The sequence below is a fragment of the Mycobacterium montefiorense genome (genome assembly GCF_003112775.1).
GTDB lineage: Bacteria > Actinomycetota > Actinomycetes > Mycobacteriales > Mycobacteriaceae > Mycobacterium > Mycobacterium montefiorense.
On sequence record NZ_BFCH01000002.1, the window covers coordinates 402487 to 423264 of the forward strand.

General features: G+C 63.1%; 19 protein-coding genes. 9 read left to right on the forward strand and 10 right to left on the reverse strand.

The features are described from left to right. The 8 genes from DB708_RS03015 to DB708_RS03050 all read right to left on the reverse strand — a co-directional run bounded on the left by DB708_RS03015 (position 1) and on the right by DB708_RS03050 (position 8149). Positions 1–2055: an FAD-dependent oxidoreductase gene (locus DB708_RS03015; RefSeq protein ID WP_108920432.1), complete on the reverse strand. Its 2055-nt coding sequence runs from the start codon at positions 2053–2055 to the stop codon at positions 1–3. Positions 2056–2070: 15 nt separating this feature from the next. After that, positions 2071–3198: an NDMA-dependent alcohol dehydrogenase gene (locus tag DB708_RS03020; protein WP_108920433.1), complete on the reverse strand. Its 1128-nt coding sequence runs from the start codon at positions 3196–3198 to the stop codon at positions 2071–2073. A 153-nt stretch (positions 3199–3351) separates the two neighbouring features. Next, complete coding sequence (locus tag DB708_RS03025) at positions 3352–3897, reverse strand: hypothetical protein (protein WP_108920434.1); 546 nt, start codon at positions 3895–3897, stop codon at positions 3352–3354. Positions 3898–3902: 5 nt separating this feature from the next. Continuing rightward, entirely contained in the window at positions 3903–4109 is a 207-nt protein-coding gene (locus DB708_RS03030; protein ID WP_108920435.1) for a ferredoxin, read from the reverse strand. Positions 4110–4119: 10 nt separating this feature from the next. Then, positions 4120–5472, reverse strand: a complete 1353-nt coding sequence (locus DB708_RS03035; RefSeq protein ID WP_108920436.1) for a cytochrome P450 — start codon at positions 5470–5472, stop codon at positions 4120–4122. Beyond that, a complete protein-coding gene (locus tag DB708_RS03040) occupies positions 5469–6293 on the reverse strand; it encodes an SDR family oxidoreductase (protein ID WP_108920437.1) in 825 nt (274 codons plus the stop codon). The genes DB708_RS03035 and DB708_RS03040 overlap by 4 nt, the downstream gene beginning before the upstream one ends. Further along, on the reverse strand, positions 6293–7513 hold the full coding sequence (locus DB708_RS03045; protein WP_108920438.1) for a cytochrome P450: 1221 nt from the start codon (positions 7511–7513) through the stop codon (positions 6293–6295). The genes DB708_RS03040 and DB708_RS03045 overlap by 1 nt, the downstream gene beginning before the upstream one ends. Further along, on the reverse strand, positions 7514–8149 hold the full coding sequence (locus DB708_RS03050; RefSeq protein ID WP_108920439.1) for a TetR/AcrR family transcriptional regulator: 636 nt from the start codon (positions 8147–8149) through the stop codon (positions 7514–7516). It lies immediately after the preceding gene. A gap of 232 nt (positions 8150–8381) precedes the next feature. Here DB708_RS03050 and DB708_RS03055 point away from each other — a divergent pair, with 232 nt between their 5' ends. The 4 genes from DB708_RS03055 to DB708_RS03070 are packed head-to-tail and all read left to right on the forward strand — an operon-like array spanning position 8382 to position 11902. After that, the gene (locus tag DB708_RS03055; protein WP_108920440.1) at positions 8382–9848 is read left to right on the forward strand and encodes an aldehyde dehydrogenase; all 1467 of its coding nucleotides are present in this window, start codon (positions 8382–8384) and stop codon (positions 9846–9848) included. A gap of 18 nt (positions 9849–9866) precedes the next feature. Beyond that, on the forward strand, positions 9867–10616 hold the full coding sequence (locus DB708_RS03060; RefSeq protein ID WP_108920441.1) for an SDR family oxidoreductase: 750 nt from the start codon (positions 9867–9869) through the stop codon (positions 10614–10616). Then, the gene (locus DB708_RS03065) at positions 10613–11467 is read left to right on the forward strand and encodes an NAD(P)-dependent oxidoreductase (RefSeq protein WP_108920442.1); all 855 of its coding nucleotides are present in this window, start codon (positions 10613–10615) and stop codon (positions 11465–11467) included. Before DB708_RS03060 ends, DB708_RS03065 begins: the two co-directional genes overlap by 4 nt. Beyond that, entirely contained in the window at positions 11468–11902 is a 435-nt protein-coding gene (locus tag DB708_RS03070; protein ID WP_108920443.1) for a carboxymuconolactone decarboxylase family protein, read from the forward strand. It abuts the gene before it with no gap. Positions 11903–11930: 28 nt separating this feature from the next. On the opposite strand, the gene DB708_RS03075 is transcribed toward DB708_RS03070, so the two are convergent. Beyond that, positions 11931–13025, reverse strand: a complete 1095-nt coding sequence (locus tag DB708_RS03075; RefSeq protein WP_108920574.1) for an aldo/keto reductase — start codon at positions 13023–13025, stop codon at positions 11931–11933. A gap of 73 nt (positions 13026–13098) precedes the next feature. On the opposite strand from DB708_RS03075, the gene DB708_RS03080 reads away from it, so the two are divergent. After that, positions 13099–13506: a MarR family winged helix-turn-helix transcriptional regulator gene (locus tag DB708_RS03080; protein WP_108920444.1), complete on the forward strand. Its 408-nt coding sequence runs from the start codon at positions 13099–13101 to the stop codon at positions 13504–13506. Between the two features lie 25 nt (positions 13507–13531). After that, entirely contained in the window at positions 13532–14800 is a 1269-nt protein-coding gene (gene purD, locus DB708_RS03085; RefSeq protein WP_108920445.1) for a phosphoribosylamine--glycine ligase, read from the forward strand. 18 nt (positions 14801–14818) lie between these two features. Here purD and DB708_RS03090 read toward each other — a convergent pair whose 3' ends face one another. Further along, the gene (locus DB708_RS03090; RefSeq protein ID WP_338103925.1) at positions 14819–16429 is read right to left on the reverse strand and encodes a wax ester/triacylglycerol synthase family O-acyltransferase; all 1611 of its coding nucleotides are present in this window, start codon (positions 16427–16429) and stop codon (positions 14819–14821) included. A gap of 754 nt (positions 16430–17183) precedes the next feature. On the opposite strand from DB708_RS03090, the gene DB708_RS03095 reads away from it, so the two are divergent. The 3 genes from DB708_RS03095 to DB708_RS03105 all read left to right on the forward strand — a co-directional run bounded on the left by DB708_RS03095 (position 17184) and on the right by DB708_RS03105 (position 20543). Continuing rightward, positions 17184–17942, forward strand: a complete 759-nt coding sequence (locus DB708_RS03095) for a helix-turn-helix domain-containing protein (protein ID WP_108920446.1) — start codon at positions 17184–17186, stop codon at positions 17940–17942. Positions 17943–18788: 846 nt separating this feature from the next. Continuing rightward, positions 18789–19973, forward strand: a complete 1185-nt coding sequence (locus DB708_RS03100) for a lectin (protein WP_133250970.1) — start codon at positions 18789–18791, stop codon at positions 19971–19973. Between the two features lie 141 nt (positions 19974–20114). Beyond that, a complete protein-coding gene (locus DB708_RS03105) occupies positions 20115–20543 on the forward strand; it encodes a hypothetical protein (protein WP_108920448.1) in 429 nt (142 codons plus the stop codon). Positions 20544–20778 lie beyond the last annotated feature (235 nt).

Sequence of the window (20778 nt, forward strand, 5' to 3'; positions counted from 1 at the left end):
CTAGATCGCGCACGCGGCCCGTGCGCCTTCCTCTGTTGCCTTACGAATGAGTCCCAGGCCGCTGAAATCGCCGGCGGCGTGTACGTCCGCGCCGGGCAAGGCGGCTTTGAGCGTGTCGAACAGCGCGGTGTCGGGTTCGACCGATCCGGCGATCACGACGCTGTCGGCGGGCAGCTCTCGAGATGTTCCACCGGCGGGCGTGAACGCGACGGCCGCCGTCGTGATGCGATCGACAGCGGCACGGACGTGGACGGTGACGCCGAGGCGGTCGAGCCGGTCCATGTGTTCGGTCTTGCGTTTGTTGCCCACTTCCGGGGCGATGTCCTTGCCGCCCTCGATGATCGACACCAGCCGGTCCCGGCTCGCCAGAAACTCGGCGAGTTCCAGGGCGACCAGGTCGCCGCCGATGATGGCGACCTGCCGGCCGACCGGCATCCAGGCACGGGTGGCAAGCCGGACCACGGCGGGATGAACCAGCCGCTGCCGCCAGCCCGCCAACAGTGAGGCGCCCAACCGCTGCCAGACAGGATCGGTGGATTCGGCGTGGCCGCCGAGCAACTCACGCAATCCCGGCCCGGTGTGCACGTGTGGCAGGTCGGCTCCTGCAATCGTGGGAACCGCGACGTGGCCGCCGGTGGCCACCACCACCGCGTCGGGCGCGTGCGCTGCGACATCTTCAGCCGAAACGGGATGGCCCAGATAGACTTTCGCGCTGCTCAGTTTGATCTCGTCGCGCAGGTAGCTCAGGAACGGCTGGTTTTCCGGATGCAGCACGGAGGCAAATCGCATCGCGCCGCCGAGTTGGCCGGCGCGTTCGAAAAGCGTGACGCGGTGGCCCCGCTCGGCAGCCACCCGGGCGGCCTCCAGGCCTGCCGGCCCGCCGCCGATCACCACGACACGCTTGGCGCGCCCGGCGCGGGGCGCCGCCAGTTCGCGCTCCTTGCCGGTGCGCGGGTTGACGGCGCAGTCGACGGAGAAGCGCTGTTCCATTGCATCGATGCAGTTCTCGCAGGAGATGCATTTGCGGACCCGGTGCGCCTGACCAGATTGCAGTTTGTGCGGCAGGTCGGGATCGGCCAGCAGCGGACGCCCCATTGCGATGAAGTCCGCCCGTCCGTCGGCCAGGATCTGTTCGGCCCGGGCGGGGTCATGGATCCGGCCGACGGCGATCACCGGCACATCGACCACCTGCTTGACCGCGGCGGCGGCGCCGACGTTGAGTGCGTCGCCGTCGTCGGCGGCATTGACCATCCCGGTGACCAGTCGATCGATCACCCCGCCGCTGACGTGGAAAGCGTTCACCCCGGCGGCGACGAGTTCGGGTGCCATTCGGGCGGTTTCGTAGATCGGACGGCCGCCCGCGACGCGTTCGTACCCGGAGATGCGCAGGGTGATCGGCAGCGCCTCGCCGACCTCGGACCGAATTGCGGCCAGCGCCTCCAGTACCGCTTGCAGCCGGCCCCGCGTCGAGTCGCCCCGGTAGTCGTCGATACGCCGATTACGTTGCGGGGCAAGGAAAGAGCCAAGCAGCATGTAGCCGTGTGCGGCATGCAGCTCGATACCGTCGTAGCCGGCTTCGGCGGCGCGGCGCACCGCGGCCCTGAACAAGTCGAAAACCTCGCACAGCTGTTGGCGGCTGATCTCATTCGATGGACGGCCGGTGAGATACGACGGGATCACCGACGGCCCCAACGACGTGACGCCGAAGATCTCCGGGCCTAGGCCATCGGGACCGGCATGCACGATCTGAGGCTGGATCTTGGCGCCGTGTTCGTGCACGATCTCCACCAGCGCCCGATGGGCGTCCACCGCCTCATCGGTCCCAAGGTGCAGGCCACCGGGAGTCTCGGGATGGCGATGGTCAACTCCGGTGGCGCCCAATGTGATCAGCCCAACCCCACCACGGGCGCGCGCGGCGAAGTAGTCGCGGGTGCGCTGCGAGGGCATCCCATCCGGGGTGCCATACATCGTCTCCATCGGAGACATGACGACCCGATTGCGCACCGTCATGGCGCCGATTCGTCCCGGCGCCAAGAGGTGCGGAAAGCTGGTCACTCAGGACCGGTCGGGTTACCGATCGGCGTCGGTGAACCGGATGACGCCGCGAATGTTCTTACCGTCCAGCATGTCCTGGTAGCCGTTGTTGATCTGCTCCAGCTTGTACTGGGTGGTGACCATGTCGTCCAGGTTGAGCTTGCCGGCCTTGTACATCGACAGCAGCTGCGGAATGTCGTACTGCGGATTGCCGCCGCCGAAGATGGTGCCCTGCAGGTTCTTCTGCATCAGGGTCAGCATCGCCAGGTTCAGGTTCACGTTGGTGTCCAGCAGGCTGCCGATGGCGGTCAGCACGCAGGTGCCGCCCTTTTGGGTGATGTTGAGGTAGTTGTCGACGTCGGCGCCATGCAGCTCACCGACGGTGACTACCACCTTGTGGGCCATCAGGCCGTAGGTGACCTCCATGATGCCCATCAGCGCGGCGTCGATGTCCGGGTAGACGTGCGTGGCGCCGAACTTCAGCGCCTGGTCGCGCTTCCACTCCACCGGGTCGATCGCGAAGATGTAGCGGGCGCCCGCATTGACCGCGCCCTGCAAAGCGGCCATGCCGACCCCGCCGACGCCCACGATCGCGACGTCCTGCCCCGGCCGGATGTCCGCGGTGCGGACCGCGGAGCCATACCCGGTGGTGACACCACAACCCACCAGGGCAGCCACCTCGAAGGGGACCGACGGGTCGATCTTCACCACCGAGGCGCGGTGCACGACCATGTACGGCGAGAAGGTGCCCAGCAGCGTCATCGGGAAGACGTTCTGCCCGCGGGCCTGGATACGGGAGGTGCCGTCGCTAACCGCCTGGCCGCCCAGCAGGCCGGCGCCCAGGTCACACAGGTTGCGCATGCCCGACTGGCACGTCGGACACTGCCCACAGGACGGGATGAACGACAGCACCACGTGATCGCCCGGGGCGAGGTCTTCCACGCCCGGGCCAACCTCGGTGATGATGCCGGCGCCCTCGTGGCCGCCGAGTACCGGGAAGCCCGCCATCGGGATGCCACCGGTAACTAGATGGTGGTCCGAATGGCACATCCCGGCCGCTTCCATCTGGATCTTGACTTCATCCTTGGCCGGGTCGCCGATCTCGATTTCCTCGATCGACCACGGCTGGTTGAATTCCCAGATCAGCGCGCCTTTTGTCTTCATGAAGGACCTCCACTAACGTGCCCAGACCCGAATGCCGGTGAAAGGGACCGGCCACGGCCGGATGCAATTTTAGAACGTGTTCTCATTCGCAGACCATTATGACCTGAATCACCGGGCCGTCGACAAGTGGGGGACCACCAACCGGTCGGGAGATCACCAGATCGGTACAGGAGCCTGGCCGAGCGGGTAGTAGCCGGGCAGTTTCTCGCCGGCGATGCTGCGTTCGATGCGCTTGCGCATTCCGGCGCTGAGATCGCCGGACTCGATGAGCTTCGCGAACATCTTCGCGACGTGACCGAAGTCGAAGAAGTCACGCTGCCACTCGATGAGCCCCTCGCCGTTGAGGCGGAACCAGCTGCCGCCGATGCCGTAGATCTCGTCCTGGCTGCCGTCGGTCTTGTTGACGATCTGCTTCCAGAAGCCGACGATTTCGCCCTGCTTCTCGTCGATGAGCACCTTCTGGTACTCGTAGACCCAGTTGTCCAGGCCCTCCATCTCCAGGCCGAGCGCGACATCGCGGATCTCGTCGACGCCCACGCACATCACATCTTCCTTGGGGCCGATGTTCCAGCCGTAGGTCGCGTCTTTGGTGTAGAAGTCGGCCAGCGGCTTCCAGTCACCGGCCTTTTCGCAGTCCTTGTTGGCCTGCAGCCAGCGGTCGACCCATGCCTCGAGATCTGCGCGAGAGTGTGACGCCATTGTCCTCAGTCTTCCTTCTCTTTGATGAATAGTGCTTGCGTTGGGCACATATCGACCGCGCGCTGGACTTCATCGCGGGCGTCTTCGGGCGGCTCGGGGTCAATGATCTCGACCTTGCCCCGCTTGGGCACCTGGAAAAAATCCGGCGCCCCCAGTTCGCACATGGCGTGGCCCTGGCACAGATCCAGGTCGACTTCGATGCGAAATGCCATGCCAGAACCCCTAGGCGGTGCGCTTGCGGTAGCGGGCTTTGGCGGGTCGGGCCAGCTGCACCACCATCTTCGAGTGATCGTTGTGGTAGCTATCGGCGGGCTGTGCCATCTCAAACTCGTACTCGCGCAACAGAACCGAGAAGATCGCCTTGATCTGCATCTGGGCGAATGCGGCACCCACGCAGCGATGCCGGCCCGCACCGAACGGAATCCAGGTCCACCGGTTGACGATGTCGGCCTGCTCGGGCTTGTTGTAGCGGTCCGGCTTGAACGCGTCCGGGTCCGGAAAGTCCTCCGGGATGCGGTTGCTGATCGCCGGGGACGCCGCGACGAAGTCACCGTCGTGGATCGGAAAACCCTCGACTTCGAATTCGCCCTTGGCGACCCGCATCAGGATGATCAGCGGCGGGTGCAGGCGCAACGTCTCCTTGACCACGTTGTCCAGCTTCGGAATCGACCGCAGCGCATGGAAACTCACCTCTTGACCGTCGGCGTAGAGCTCGTCGAGCTCGGTGAGCACCTCCGCATAGACCTCGGGATGGCGGATCAGCTCGATCAGGGTCCACGCCGAGGTCCCCGAGCTGGTGTGGTGCCCGGCGAACATCAACGAGATGAACATCCCGGTGACCTCGTCGGCCGAGAACCGAAGATTGCCCTCTTCGTCTTTGATCGACACGAGCACATCGAGCATGTCGCGGTCGGCCTTGTCCTTGGGCGGATTGGCCAGCCGATGGTCCATGATCTCCTGCACCACCGCAACGAGTTTGACTCGTGCCTCATCGCGGCGCTGGAAGCTTTCGATCGGCAGGTACGGGTCGACGTAACACAGCGGGTCGGTGCCGCGTTCCAGTTCGTGGTAGTACTCCGCGAACCGATGGTCGAGCTGCTCACGGAACTTCAGCCCGATCAGGCAGGCTGTCGACGTGTAGATCGTCAGCTCGGCGAAGAAGTCGAGCAACTCGATCTCGCCCTCGTCGCCCCAGTTGGCGATCATCTTCTTGACTTCGCCCTCGATGGTGGCGGCGTGGCCCTTCATCTGCTCGCCGCGCAGCGCCGAGTTGTGCAGCATCTCCTTGCGCCGCTCGGGGCTGGCGTCGAACACGACACCTTTGCCGAAGATCGGTGTCATGAATGGATACGCCTCGGCCTGGTCGAGGTCCTCGTCGGCGGACCGGAAGAAGAACTCGTTCGCACCCGAGCCGGAGAGCAGGATGACGTGCTTGTCCACCAGCTGGAACCAGCCGACGTCACCGCACTCCTCGCGGATGCGCTTCATCAAACCGATTGGGTCGGTGCGGAATTCCTCAAGATGGCCGTGCTCTTCTTCGCCGCCGGAAACCCGGGGCACGATAGCGGTTGTCATGACGGCATCCCCTCTTCGCCGAGTGCGAGCTTCTGGCGGTCTGTGTTGTCGGCCAACGGGGCTTCGGGCTGAAGCTCCATGTTCGCGATGAAGCCACCGCGCGGTGTCTCGGCGACGAACGTGATGGCTCGCCCCAGGTCCGACGCGCGCAGGAAGTAGTCGTGGCGGGCCTGGCCCCACTTGGCCCAGTCCTGCAGGGCGGGGCCGATCTTTTCGGCCGGCAGGCTCCAGCCCATCGACGTCTTCGTCGGGCCGGGGTGCACGATCGAGGCCCGCACGCCGGTGCCCTCGAGCTCCATCTGGAAGTTGGTGACCATCGCGACCAGCGCGGCCTTGGCCGCTCCGTAGGCGCCCATGTGCGGGCGCTGGCGCAGCGCCACGTCGGAGCCGACGAAGATCAGGTCGCCACGTTGGCGCTCCAGCATGCCCGGCAGCACCGCCGCGGCCAGCCGGTTGGCGCCGACGAGGTGGATCTGCAGCTGCGACTCGAACTCGTCGGTAGTGATTTCGGCGAGCTTGCCGAAGTAGGTGTCACCGGCGCCGGCCACCAGCACCTCAATGTCGCCGAGTGCGTTGATTGATTGTGCGACAAAGGATTTCACTGAGTTAGGGTCGGTGACGTCCAGGTGGAATCCGACCGCCTCGCCACCGCCAGCGTTGATCTTGCCGACGATGTCGTCAAGCTTGTCGACCCGGCGGGCGCCCAGGGCGACCGGGAAGCCGTGCGCCGCGAGTTCGATGGCGGTGGCTTCCCCGATGCCAGCGGAGGCGCCGGCCACGATCGCCGGTCGACGTTCGGGCAGGGGGGCAAAACGAGGCATCAGCGGGTCTCCACGGTGATGGGTAGGTGAGCGAATCCGCGGACATTGCTGGAGTGGACGCGGACGGCGTTGGCCTCGTCCACCTGATATCCGCGGATTCGCTTGAACAACTCGGTGAGCGCGACCCGGGCTTCCATCCGGGCCAGATGGGCACCCAGGCAGAAGTGCGCGCCACTACCGAAACTCATTAACTTGGAGCCGATTTCACGACCAATCAGGTAGTTGTCCGGGTTGTCGAACACCCGCTCGTCGCGATGGGCGGAACCGGGGAGCAGCAGCAGGACGTCCCCGTCGGGGATCGTGGTGTCGTACAGCGTGAGCTCGCCGGCGACGGTGCGAGCGAGGATCTGGCTGGACGTGTCGTAGCGCAGGGTCTCCTCGACCCACGGCGTCACCAGTTCGGTGTCGTCGTAGACCCCGGCCAGCTGATCGGGGTTCTTGTGCCCCCAAAATGCGGCGTTGGCAAGCAGTTTGGTGGTGGTCTCGTTTCCGGCGATCACCATCAAGAACATGAACCCGATGATTTCGTCGTCGGTGAGTCGGTCGCCGTCGATCTCGGCTTCGAGCAGCGCGGTGGTCAGATCGTCGGACGGCGTGGTGCGTCGCTCGGCCACCATCTGCTGGTAATAGACGATCAGGTTGATGGACGCCTCGACGGCCTCCGGCGGCACGTCGGTGACGCCCTCGTCGCGGTGCATCACGCCGTCCGCCCAGGCTCGGACCTGGACGCGGTCCGCCTCGGGGACGCCCATCAGTTCGGAGATCACGTCCATCGGCAACTTGCCGGCGAACTCGTCGACGTAGTCGACGACGGCGCCGGATGCGGCTGCCTGCAGCATGGTGTCGAGATGCTTGACCGCGATCTCGGTGACCCGTGGCTCGAGCTCGCGGATGCGTCGTGGCGTGAAACCCTTCGACACCAGGGTGCGCAGCCGTAGGTGGCCCGGGTCGTCCATCGCGAGGAAGCTCATCGTCTTGCTGGCGTGCGGGCCGCGCGACACCGGGTCGAGCGAGACGCCGAACTTGTTGGAAAGCGTTGTGCTGTTGCGGAATCCGTGCAGCACATCCTGGTGCCGGGACAGCGCCCAGAAGTTCAATTCCTCATTGCGATATAGCGGAGCATCGTCGCGCAGCCGCCGGTAATACGGATACGGATCTTCGTGGAAGTCATAGTCGTAAGGATCGAGGACCAATTCGTGGTCTCCAACATGGACGGTCATTTAAGTTGTTGTCTCCTGGCTCGTCTCCCCGGTGCCGGGCAGGATCAGACTCACTACATAGGCCAACCGGTCGGCGATCTGGTGATAGGTGAATTGGCCACTGGCGGCTTGTACCAGTGCGCCGAAGAACGTCATCTCGAGCGCGGACACGGTGCCGGCGTCGGCGCCGGGCCCGATTGCCGTCGCGATGCGGCGGTGGATCTCCGCGCCGATCCGGTCGCGCGCGGCGCCTACCGCGGGATCGGCGCCGCCGCCGAGCAGGGCGATCGTGCATGCCGCCCCGACCTCGGGCTCATCGGCAACCACCAGGGCCAGATGGCGCAACACCTTGTCCACCCGGACCGGCATGGGGTCGTTGACGTCGGTGAAGAACGGGACCTGTTGGACCAGGTCCAGGTACACCTCGGCGATCAAGTGGTTTTTCGACGAGAAGTAGGTGTAAGCGGTGGCCGGGGCGACTTTGGCCCGGGCCGCGACGGCGCGCACCGTCAGGTCGGCGTACGACTTCTCGCGCAGGGTTTCGATGCCCGCGGCAAGCACCTTGCGGAAGGTCTCCTCTTGGCGGCGATTGCGCGGCGCCTGACCGGTCGGTTGCTCGGCCTGGGCTGCGGCCGTAACCAGGGCATCGCTGGACACATGTCCAAGCTATCGGACGGATGGGAGGCGAAGCAAGCCCGCCCGGAAAATACACAGCTTAATGTGCATTTACGCGGCACTCTGCAGCTGGGCATCAGATCGGCTCTTGCACCCTGGATGGCCCGACGGCTATGGTCCGATGGAACATTATCGGACAACTGTCCATCAATTGGACGGATGGATTCCCCCTTCGATTTGCCACGCGTAAACCACGCATAGACGGGAGTGAGAGATGGCCTTGTTGGCCGGCGGCGTGAGTGAACTCTTCATCGACGGCAAGATGTCGGCCGGCGGTGCCGGTACCTTCCCGACCATCAACCCGGCGACCGAGGAAGTACTCGGCGTGGCGGCCGACGCCGACGCCGAGGATATGAGCCGTGCGATCGATGCCGCACGCCGCGCCTTCGACGAGACGGACTGGTCGCGCAACACCGAGTTACGGGTCCGGTGCGTGCGCCAGCTGCGCGAGGCGATGCAGCAGCACCTCGAGGAACTGCGCGACATGACCATCGCCGAAGTCGGCGCGCCACGGATGCTCACCGGAATCGCTCAGCTCGAAGTCCCGGTCAACGACCTGGCGTTCGCGGCGGATACCGCCGAATCGTATGAATACAGCCAAGATCTCGGCGAGGCAAAGCCGATGGGCATCCCCACCCGGCGCACCATCGCCCGTGAGGCCGTTGGTGTCGTCGGCGCTATCACCCCGTGGAATTTTCCGCACCAGATCAACCTCGCCAAGATCGGGCCCGCGCTGGCCGCCGGAAACACCGTGGTGCTCAAGCCCGCCCCCGATACCCCCTGGTGTGCTGCCGTGTTGGGCGAACTCGTCGCCGAGCACACCGATTTTCCGCCCGGTGTGATCAACATCGTCACCTCCAGTGATCACAGCGTGGGTGCGATGTTGTCGAAAGACTCTCGGGTGGATATGGTTTCGTTCACCGGGTCGACGGCGACCGGCCGCGCCGTGATGGCCGACGGCGCTGCGACCATCAAAAAGGTGTTCCTCGAGCTGGGGGGCAAGTCGGCCTTCATCGTCCTCGAAGACGCCGATCTGGGCGGTGCGGTGAGCATGGCCGGGTTCTCGGTGTGCATGCACGCCGGGCAGGGATGCGCGATCACCACCCGGCTGGTCGTGCCACGGGCCAAGTACGACGAAGCCGTCTCGATCGCTGCCGCGACGATGGGCGGCATCAAGGCCGGTGACCCGACTGACCCCGGAACCATCTGCGGCCCAGTGATTTCGGCGCGCCAGCGGGATCGCATCCAGGGTTACCTCGACTCGGCGATCGCCGAGGGCGGGACGTTCGCGTGCGGCGGCGGCCGGCCGGCCGGCCGCGAAGTCGGTTTCTTCATCGAGCCCACCCTGATCGCGGGCCTGGGCAACGACGCTCGGGTATCGCGCGAGGAGATCTTCGGTCCTGTCCTGACTGTGATTCCGCACGACGGCGACGACGACGCCGTGCGTATCGCCAACGATTCGGCATACGGGTTGTCGGGCACGGTATTCGGCACCGACCCGGAGCGGGCGGCGCGGGCGGCCGCGCGGGTCCGCGCCGGCACGATCAATGTCAATGGTGGCGTGTGGTATTCGGCCGACGCGCCGTTCGGCGGATACAAGCAGTCCGGAAACGGTCGCGAGATGGGATTGGCCGGTTTCGAGGAGTACTTGGAGACCAAGACCATCGCGACAGCGGTTTGACCAGAGGAGCTTGCAAGCATGAGATTTGAGAACAAGGTCGCCATCGTCACCGGATCGGGCGGCGGCATCGGCCAAGCCTACGTCGAGGCGCTGGCCCGTGAGGGCGCCGCGGTTGTGGTGGCCGACATCAATGCGGACGCTGCCGAGAAAGTGGCCAAGCAGATCTCCGCGGACGGTGGCACGGCCATCAGCATCCCGGTCGACGTTTCGGATCCGGAGTCAGCCAAAGCGATGGCCGATCGCACGCTGGCCGAGTTCGGCGGCATCGACTACCTCGTCAACAACGCGGCGATCTTCGGTGGCATGAAGCTGGACTTCCTGCTCACCATCGATCCCGAGTACTACAAGAAATTCATGAGCGTCAATCTCGATGGCGCGCTGTGGTGTACCCGTGCGGTCTACAAAAAGATGTCCAAACGCGGCGGCGGGGCGATCGTCAACCAGTCGTCCACCGCTGCCTGGCTGTACGCGAACTATTACGGTCTGGCGAAGGTCGGCATCAACGGCCTGACCCAGCAGCTCTCGCGCGAGCTGGGCGGCCGCAACATCCGGATCAACGCGATCGCGCCCGGCCCCATCGACACCGAGGCCAACCGGACCACCACGCCCAAGGAGATGGTCGACGACATCGTCAAGGGTCTTCCGTTGTCGCGCATGGGAACTCCAGAGGATCTGGTGGGCATGTGCCTGTTCCTGCTGTCGGATGAGGCCAAATGGATCACTGGGCAGATCTTCAACGTTGACGGTGGACAGATAATACGGTCATGACAGAGCTGAAGCTGGGGTATATCGGGCTGGGAAACATGGGCGCGCCGATGGCCACGAAGATGACCGAATGGCCGGGCGGGGTAACGGTTTACGACATCCGGACTGAGGCGATGACGCCGCTGATAGAAAAAGGTGCCGGCATCGCCGACAGCGTCGCCGACATTGCCGCCGCCGACATCATCCATATCACCGTGCTCAATGATGCCCAGGTGCGTGAGGTCGTCGGCGAGCTGGCCGCCAATGCGAAGCCCGGCACCGTCATCGCGATCCACTCCACCATCAGCGACACCACCGCCGTCGAGCTGGCCGCCGAGCTCAAACCGCAAGGCATCCATGTCGTCGACGCGCCCGTCAGTGGTGGGGCGGCCGCGGCGGCGAAGGGCGAGCTCGCCACGATGGTGGGCGCTGAGCGCGAGGTGTACGAGCGAATCAAGCCGGCATTCAAACACTGGGCGGCGATGGTCATCCACGCCGGCGAGCCTGGTGCTGGGACGCGAATGAAGCTGGCGCGCAACATGTTGACGTTCACCTCGTACGCGGCGGCATGCGAAGCCATGAAGCTGGCCGAGGCGGCGGGGCTGGATCTACAGGCGCTGGGCCGGGTGGTGCGCCACACCGACGCGCTGACCAGCGGGCCGGGAGCCATCATGGTGCGCGCGGACATGAAAGACCTTGAGCCGGGCAACTTCCTGTACGAGCCGTTCTTGCACACTCGTGGCTTGGGGGAGAAAGATCTGAGCCTGGCGTTAGGTCTGGGCGAAGCCGTATCGGTTGACCTGCCGCTCGCCCAGCTGGCATATGAACGGCTGGCGGGCGGCCTCGGGGTGCCGCACACACAGAAAGAGACGTAAATGGACGAATTGCGCCGCAAGGGCCTCGAGAAAATGAATGAGGTCTACGGGTGGGAGATGCCCAACATAGAGGGCGACGCGTACTTCGACCTGACCGTCGACCACCTGTTCGGCAGTATCTGGAACCGGCCGGGTTTGTCGATGCGCGACAAACGGATCATGACGTTGACGGCCGTGACGGCAGTCGGAAGCCGTGACCTGGCCGAGATCCAGATCAATGCGGCACTGCTGAACGGGGAACTCACCGAGGACGAGCTCAAGGAGATGGCTGTCTTCCTCACCCACTATCTCGGGTTCCCGCTCGGTTCTGCGCTCAATGGGGCGGTCTCAGCCGTGGTGGCAAAACGCAAGAAAGCCGCCGCGAAGGGTGCTGGCGAGGACAAGAAAGCCAACGTCGAGGGTGCGCTGAAGATGCACTCGGGCAAGACCGACTAAGTCGGCTCGCGGGGGTGGGCGATCGCTTCTAGTAGGGCTGGCCGCCTTCGGGCATCACGTATTCGGAGGTCGGCCCGAAAACCCCGTTGATCGTTGTTCCGCCTTGGATCATGCCCGGAGCCATGCCCAGCATGTTTTGCGGGAAACCAAGGCTCGGTTTGGTCAGCTTGTCGAGCCGGGTTAGTTCCTCGGCGCTGAGGTTGACGTCGACGGCGCGGACGTTGTCTTCGAGCTGCGAAAGCCTGCGTGCCCCAATGATGATCGACGAGACGGCGGACCGTGGGTGCAGCCACGCGAGCGCCACGCTTGCCACGTTGGTGTGATGCGCTTTCGCGATGACCTCGAGTTCGTCGATGACCGCGTAGGTCCTGTCGGTGAGGGTGGCCTCCACCAGCGCGCCGCGATCGGCGTTGTGCTGACCGGCATTTCGCCGGGTGTACTTGCCGCTGAGCACACCATTTTTCAGGGGTGACCACGGTGTGATGCCGAGGCCGAATTCGCTGGCCATCGGAACCAGCTCTCGTTCGACGGTGCGTTCGAGCAGCGAGTACTCGATCTGCAGACCGACGAATGCCGACCAGCCGCGGAAGCGGGCGATCAGGTTGGCCTCGACGATCTTCCACGCCGGGGTGTCCGAGACGCCGATGTAGCGAACTTTTCCGGCCGCAACCAGGTCGTCGAGCGCTCCCATCGTTTCCTCGATGGGAGTGTTCGGATCCCACATGTGCAGCCAGTACAGGTCGATGTAGTCGGTTTGTAGTCGTCGCAGCGAGTTGTCGCAGGCGCTGATCAGCGATTTGCGTCCCGAGCCACCACCGTTGGGATCGCCGGGATACAGGTTGCCGCTGAACTTGGTCGCGATCACCATGCGATCGCGGCGGTCCGTGTGGCGCCCGATGTGGTCGCCGATGATCTTCTCGGAGTGGCTGCGGGTGTAGAAGTTGGCGGTGTCGATGAAGTTGCCGCCGAGTTCGGCGTACCGATCGATGATCTGCTGGGACTCCTCCACGCTGGTACCCCAGCCGAGATCCTCTCCGAACGTCATTGCGCCCAGGCACAGCGGGCTGACGCGCAAACCGGACCGTCCGAGTGTCACGTATTGATCCAGCGGCATGGTGCCCACTTCCTGGTACATTGTTCGGATATGAGGTTGTTCATTCCCAAACTAGTTCACGACTGAACGATCTGGCAAGTCGATGTCTGCGGTTGATGCGGCCAAGATCTGGTCACTGAATTATCGGGTGCTGCTCTCCGTCATCTCGTGCGCCGAGCCCAATATCTGCGCATTGGGGCTCGAGTCCAAGGAACTGTTCCTGCTGGCCGAGATCGACGAGCACCCCTACCCGGCCGAACTGGCCGCGACGCTGAGCATGCCCAAGGCAACGGTGACGCTTTACCTGAAACGGCTTGAGGCCGCGGGGTTCGTGACCCGCGAGATCGATCCGTCCGATTTGCGGCGTCATCGGCTGCTGCTCACCGCGTCCGGGAGGCAAGCGGCCAAGAAAGGCCTGTCGTTGCTGTCCGACGAGTTCAACAAGCGTCTGGGACGTCTGAGCGCAGCGCAGCAAAAGGACCTCAAGAGCCTGCTCGAGAAAATCCTGTAACGTCGTGACGCTAGTCTGACCTCTCGTGCGCGTTCTGGTGATCGGCTCCGGTGCCCGTGAACATGCCCTGCTGTCGGCTCTCAGTAGAGATCCGCAGGTCACAGGGCTTGCCGTTGCTCCCGGCAACGCCGGCACCGCCCGGCTGGCCGAGCAACACGACGTCGACATCACCTCCGGTGAGGCTGTGGTGGTTTTGGCACGCGAGGTGCGGGCCGACCTGGTCATCATCGGGCCCGAAGTCCCCTTGGTGCTCGGGGTAGCCGACGCCGTGCGCGCCGCCGGCATCGTGTGCTTCGGGCCCAGCAAGGATGCGGCTCGCATCGAGGGCTCGAAGGCATTCGCCAAGGAGGTCATGGCGGCCGCCGGCGTGCGCACTGCGTCCAGCGAAATCGTGGACAATCCAGCACATTTGGATGCAGCCCTCGATCGCTTCGGCCCGCCGGCAGGGGATCCGGCTTGGGTGGTCAAGGACGACTCTCTGGCGGGCGGCAAAGGCGTGGTGGTGACTCCGGATCGCGACGCGGCCCGCGCTCATGGTGCCGGCCTGCTCGAAGCGGGTCATCCCGTGCTGCTGGAGTCCTTTCTGGACGGCCCGGAGGTTTCGCTGTTCTGTGTGGTCGACGGCAAGACAGTGGTCCCCCTGCTGCCGGCGCAAGATTTCAAACGGGTGGGTGACGGCGACGCGGGCCCGAACACCGGTGGCATGGGCGCCTACGCGCCGTTGCCATGGCTTCCCGACGATGTATACCGGCAAGTGCTCACCGCGATCGTGGAACCCGTTGCGGCCGAGATGGTTCAGCGCGGATGCCCGTTCTCCGGTCTGCTCTATGTCGGACTCGCCATCACCTCCAACGGGCCGGCAGTGGTCGAATTCAACTGCCGCTTCGGCGATCCGGAGACCCAGGCCGTACTGGCCTTGCTGGATTCACCGCTCGGGCAGCTGCTGCATGCCGCCGGCGCCGGCGAACTCGCTAACTTCGGCGAGTTGCGCTGGCGAGACGGTGCCGCCGTGACCGTGGTGCTGGCGGCCGAGAACTACCCGGGGCGTCCCCGGGTGGGTGACGTCATCGTCGGGTCCGAAGCCGACGGTGTGCTGCACGCCGGAACGACGCGCCGCGACGACGGCGCAATCGTCTCTTCGGGCGGCCGGGTGCTGTCAGTGGTGGGCACCGGCGCCGACCTGTCCGCGGCGCGCGAGCACGCCTACGAGATCCTGCGCTCAATTCGACTGCCGGGCAGTCATTTTCGCAGCGACATCGGATTGTTGGCGCAAGAGGGCAAGATCCAACTTTAGAAGGCCATAGCTTCGGCCTCAATTGATTTGGCGTCTTATCCTGAATCGTGAAGCAGTGTCCAGGATTTCAAGTTCACGGCCAAGGAGATCAGCCAGGCTGTTGATCGCGGGGACTGCCGACCGACAGGCGGTCAGGCCGAAGGTTAGCTGGTTATCGATGCGGGTGTAGCTGATGTTCAGCGCCTGCCCGCTGACAGGAACCGACAACGGGTAGAGCGCTTCGAGGCGAGCACCGTTCCAGTACAGCGGGCCGCGAAGACCGAACAGATTGCAGATCATGACATTTGGAGGGTGCAAGAGTGTTATCGGACGGCCCAGAGTTATTGCCAATGCGAGTGGTGTAGCGCCGAGCACGCTCATCGCCAGTACCTGTGTTTGGCTACGGGCGGCGAGCGCGGTGAAGCCTTCGCGCATGCCCTCGCATACGGCCTGCAGACGCTCTGCAGGGTTGGCCAAGTGCGTGGCCAATGAGCACATCAGCAATCCGAGCTTGGAGTCGGTGTCCGGATTTGTCCTGTCGGCAGGGTGGTTGCCGGGCACTACGATTGGCACCATCGCCACCAGTGGCATTGATGGTAACGCGTTGCGCGTGGTTAAGTACTGACGTAGTGCCCCGGCGCACATAGCCAGCACAACGTCGTCGATCGTGGCGTCGGTGCGCGCGGCAACTCGCTGCAGCCGCTCGATCGAGAAGCTGCAGCCCGCGAAGGCCCGATTGCCACTGATTGGCACATTGAGCGGGCTGCGCGGGGCGGCCAGAGTCAGGGGACCGCCTCGGCGGCACGCTGCACGCCAGGTGGTGTCTGCGAGCGGTAATGCCATCCCCGCCATCCCTGCGACCGCGGCGAGTGCGCCCCGAGCAGCGTTGCGCAGGCCGTCGCCCGCGAGCATCTTCGGCATCACCCACGTAGCCTGGATCGTGTCCAGCCAATCGCTGCCGCCCACGGGTGGGGTTAGGCTGTGTGGCCCAGTCTGCTCGGCGGTCTCCCAGAAGGCTGGCATGCCACGCCGATTCGGGTCGGTGCCAACGATTTGCTGCACCAGCCGTGCCAGCGAGACCCTAGCAAGTAATGCAGGATGAGTCTTGATGTAGGCGGCGCACCGTTGATCGTCGAGGCCTTCGATCAAGTGGAACTGCCACAGCGGGCGGGTACGGTCGAGCAGCTCGCTATGCAGGCGCGAAACCAGATCCCACAACTCGGTGAGGCCACCTGGTGCGGGCAATGCCGAAATCCTTACGTGATAGCTCAGATCGATTTCGGGGTCGGTGCGCCAATGCCATTGCCCGAGCGAACGAAGCGATCGATGCGGGCGCAGCCTCCACTCGGGCGCGGCCCGTTCGCGAGCTAGCGCTGCAGTGACCATGTCTCGCAAGTGACATCCTTTGGCATCCTCGGGCGGACCGAGCAACGCAACGGAGCCGACGTGGAGCGGACGTTGCGGTCGTTCGGCGATGAGGAACAGCGCGTCAGCGGGCGACATTAAGAATCCCATGGGCAGGGCAACCTCCGGCCGATTCAGATGACGACCCATCAGATTGCGCCCGCCAGCACGAAAGCGATCTGCGCAGGTTGCACTGTGTGAGGGATTTTCACCTATCAATATTTCCGTGCGTGCCCAATTGCACACCCAGCCGTGGGCACGCAAAAGAGCGCGAGCCGCTGAGCGGACCGGTAATCACGGGCGCGGTTATGTACGGCAGAAACGTTGGCGGCGCGCAGCGCGTAGCGCAGCACTGATTTGTCAAATCCTATGAGTATCCGGCTCGGCCAGTGCAACTCGCGATGCGGCACTACACTCGGTGCGAACGTGGATCGTGAATGGTCCGACGACGATCGGACTTTGTCTGGTGTGTCTTTGCAATGCTGGTGACGAGACGGGATTTACATGTTCTTTTCCTCGATGTTACAGCCAAGCGCATGCCGTTGTGCGTCGGTGTCGGCGAACTGATGCAGCGAGGATCTTCCGAAGGCCGCGAACGGTCCGTTCAGCGGACCACCCTATTGCGTGCTAAATGTGAAGGCACGCAATATATGCGCGCGTAATGGCCGTACCTCAGTGCTGAATGGTCGAGCCAAAGTAATGCTGCCCGAACGGATAGGGAGATCGGAGATTTCTGGTGCTGCTTTCGACGTCATCATCAACACAGCGAGTGGGGCAATGCTAGGCGGATGCATACATCTCCTTCATGCGGTCAAAGCGCCACTACGTCTGACGGCCAGCATCAGCGACGGGACGGCGCCTCGATTTTCCGTTATAAGACGCGGCGGACTAGCAACGCGGAAGGGTGAATCTTGGAGAAGCGCAGTGTCGCAAGGCACAATTTCTGTTCCCGACTCCGCCGCGCGCCGTTGCCGGCGCCAGCGCGGCGTAAGGCTTGTTGATGGTCGGGGACGGCAATGTCGCGAAAGTGCCATGCGGCCGAGGCGTTCTCGAGGGTGCTTTCACGCTACTCAACGTGCTCAGCCAAGCCGACAACGGACTGGGTCTGACGGAGCTTTCGCGCGAAACCGGGTTGGCCAAAACCACCGTGTATCGGCTGGTCGAGCAACTCGTCAAAGTTGGTGCAGCCCAAAGCATTGACCACCGTTACTTCATTGGACCGACGGTTGCCCGGCTGGGCCGGCGTTGGCAACCCGATCCACAGCTGCGCAATGCGGCTTACGGGCCAATCCGCAGCCTTGCTGAGACGGCCAACACTGCAGCAGCAGCATACGTACTATGCGAAGAGCGCGTCCAGCTTGTCACCGCGGCAGCGGCCCGGGGTCGCTTCTGGCTACCGCCGAGTGACCTGGATGCAGAATCCCTACCGGGCACTGCGGTTGCGCGGGTACTCCTCGCCACGGCCGGCGACAATGGTGCGAGTAGTGGCCAATGCGGAAGCAGTTGGCACCAACGTCTGCAGTCAGATCTCAGGGATTGGCGACCATTCGTCACCGACGACCAGGACACCACCGAAGGTATCCGTTGGTTGGCCGCGCCGATCTGGCGTAGCGACGACCGGTGTGCCGCCGCGGTTTCTGCGCTAGTTGTCGGCCCCGTGCTGCCTTCGGGCCTCAAAGACCTTGTCGTGCTCGCTGCTAAAGACATCAGCCAACGGCTTCATTTGGAAGCAACACGCGGTGTGCAAAGCGCTGGTTGAATCCACCGGGCACACTCACGCGGGGAACCCGGTAGTCGTGCCCGCCAAGGGCAGCACGATCTCGCCGCGGATCGGAGGTCAGTTCCCGCGGCGTGGAGTTCACCATCTCCGCGACGCGTGCGGACCGGTTTCGCATTTGCGGCCAATTCTGCTGCTGTGCAGCAATTCCCGCGCAACGACTCCGGCCCCGGATCTCGGTGATGGCGGCCCCGACAGGGCGCGTAACTCGTATATCGAAGCGGTTAGCTGAGGGTTGCTCTCTCGCACGAAGACGACGTTGCTGTCTCGACCATTTCAATGATCTGCTCAACCTCGGCGTTAGGCTGGCCATCATCGATTTGATGCTGGCCCGCGTCTCCGGGAGACCCTGGTGCGTCACTACATGCACCCTCGCAAGAATGAAGGTGCATCAACGCGGAAGGCTGCTATCTCCAAGATTCGTTCGATGTTGCCGACGGTTTGTTCGTGCTCAAAGCTGCGGTCTAAGACGGCGACACCGGGCGAGTGTTGCGTTAAAAAAATCCAACACGAGCTGCTGCCCGTCCGCTCAGCGGACCAGACCATTGCGCATCGAATTTATCAGGGTGTGCAATAAGCATACGCAAAGTAAATGCGTGTGATCTGAGAACTTCTGGATACGTGTCGTCAGGCGATCTTGTCCACATTGGCAGGCCAGGTCGACTTGTCCATATCAATATGTCTGCGTAAGGAAGGAGATGCGGGTGGGCCCGCCATTTAAATCGTAGCGTCACTCGAACATTTTTGAGGGCTTCTGTGATCTTTACGCATATTCGAACATTTTGCAGTGGAGCTTTTTCAAGCTACAAGGTAAGGAGATCATGAGGTATGAAATCGAATCGAAAGCCTGAGCCGGTACCCGGTTGTAGTGAACAAATCGAGATCACGCCCGCCACGGCTAGCCAGGTCAGAGTTCCGGTGTTGAAGCAGTCGCTAAACGACGTCGGCCTGACCTGTGAGCAGACCTCCGATAGTCAGCTCGTGGAATTCATCGGTGAGGTGCGGTCGAATTTCCCACAGCAGCAGCCAGGTGATAGCCAAGGTTTCTTCATCGGCGCGCGAGTTGAGGGGTTAGGGAGAGCATTGCAGGCCGAGGCCGGTCAGTTCCTCGACGCAGTGTCTCACCTCGGGTTTGATTCCGTCAGCCATGCGCGCGTTGCTGAGGCTGCGTCGCTGCCTGATGCGGCCAACTTTTATCGCCATATCTTGAAGGACAACCCGGGCGGCGTGGAGTACGTGAATCAGCTCACCAAGGCGACGTGGGAGGAGTCCGATGCCGCCGCTTTCGCCCACGACCTAGCCCGGGACAATCCCTACGGTGTTCTCATGCTGGTCAAGTTGAGCCTTAAAGATATCCAGGCTGTCGCGACTGCAGATTGGATGGCTGAAGACGGACCACAAATCGGCCCGTGGTCCGACGGGCTCTCCGACGTGATTAATCAGGCTACATTCAATTGTTTGAGCAGCAAGAGCGGGAAGGTTGATAGGTACAGCTGCCATAAGGGCCAGCAACCGGACAAGCGGTGGGGACTGAACTATAGCGCGTACTTTCCCTACACCAATGATTTGTCCACCTCTGACGCGGTCACCAAGCAGTACAGCGAATTGGCCGACAATATTTCGGCGACCACCGTGAAGGGTATGGACCACCCTAGCCTGGAAGCTGCGTTGGCGAACGTTATGAATCCCACCATGCACGAAGGCTCATCCGACTATGACAGTCGGACAGCAAATGGTGGAAAGGATTCGGAGCGGGTCATCTTTTTCGCCGACAATCCCACATTCAACAGTCAGGGCAATGTGACCGATTGCGACGGCGTCGGGGTGATCGACGTTACATGGCGGTTGCAAGTCCAAAACTACAAATCGAAGAAGCATAAAACCCACACCACCTCCTTCGAGGTGTGGACTCGCTCCATGTTTTACCCCTCAGTTTACGGCGACAATAACACCACCACGATCGGCAATCAGCTCGCAGATGACTGCAACCTCTGCCCGGTAAGGAGTAATTGATCATGACTTCCCTCTCGACACAAATGGCGAGGCCTGAACCCGTTCCTCAATACCAGCTCAAGATTTATACGGCGCTTCCCCCCAATAGCCCAGGACACCTTCAACAACTCGCTCCAGATCACACCATCTGACCCCAACCCGATGGCAGCGGTGCTCTACGCACCTGATCTGCAGAACATCGGCTGCCTCGATAACACCGCCTCGAGCGTGGAAAGTTCCTGGGGCAAGACCGTCACAACTGGATTCAGCCTGTCCACGACAGTCACCTTCTCGATCGAGTTTCAAGCCGAAGTAAATTTCATTGTCGAGAAAGATTCGATCAAGCTCGGCATGAGCATCTCGTTCACTGCTCAATACAATAAATCGATCTCCGAGACGATGACCTTTACCGTCCCGGCCGGCAAGAAAGGCTTTCTCTACCAGGGATACCTATACACCCAGCTCCTTCAGCACAACACCACGCAACGGACCTACGATTGGGTTCCGGGCTCGCGAAGTGTGTTCCTCAGCAACATTCTCTACACGTCTGCGGTTCCCGCCACCGGCACGGCGACCTTCTCCAATTCTTGACAGCACATGTGGTCCGCCCGAAAGTCGGCGTTGTCGTGAAATGTTTGGTCCGCGATCGTCTGGTAGCAGCAGTCCAGGATCGCGCAGCGGTTGACTTTGCCGCTGTAGATGCTGCATGAGCGCTGATGGATTTCGGTGACGGCGTCGTCGGGGACGATCAGCCCGCTAGTCTCGCTGCAATCGGGCACCGGGTGTCGGGGGTAGTGCTATAGCGGGGAGCGCGTCAATCCGGTTA